Origin of the sequence: Streptomyces sp. DH12, assembly GCF_020873895.1 — a bacterium.
Lineage (GTDB): Bacteria > Actinomycetota > Actinomycetes > Streptomycetales > Streptomycetaceae > Streptomyces.
In genome coordinates this window covers 1-442 of the sequence record NZ_JAHWGT010001164.1, presented here as the reverse complement: position 1 = coordinate 442, position 442 = coordinate 1, and the positions used below count along the sequence as shown (strand labels likewise).

Genomic DNA, 442 nt, shown 5'->3' with positions numbered 1-442 from the left:
AGATCGGCAAGCCCTGGCGGCTCGCCCGCGCCGACGTCGACCGGGCCGTCGACGGCGTGCGCTGGTACGCCGACGGCATCGAAACCATGCTGGAGGGCCGCGCCCCGCTCGACGGGCCCGTCTCCAACATCGCCAGCTGGAACTACCCGATGAGCGTGCTGGTCCACGCCCTGCTGGTGCAGGCGCTGGCCGGCAACGCGGTCGTCGCCAAGACCCCGACCGACGGCGGCGTCGCCTGCCTCACCCTGGCCACGGCGCTCGCCGCCCGCGAGGGCATCCCGGTGACCCTGGTCAGCGGCAGCGGGGGCGAGCTGTCCGAGGCGCTGGTGCGGGCGCCGGAGATCGGCTGCGTCTCCTTCGTCGGCGGACGCGACACCGGCGCCGCGGTCGCCACCGCCGTCGCCGACCTGGGCAAACGCCACATCCTCGAACAGGAGGGGCT

At 74.7% G+C, this 442-nt stretch carries 1 protein-coding gene; it reads left to right on the top strand.

Annotated features, from left to right (window positions below; translation table 11 throughout):
• A partial coding sequence (locus tag LPA54_RS39055) for an aldehyde dehydrogenase family protein (RefSeq protein ID WP_228985139.1) occupies positions 1-442 on the top strand: 442 nt, incomplete at both ends.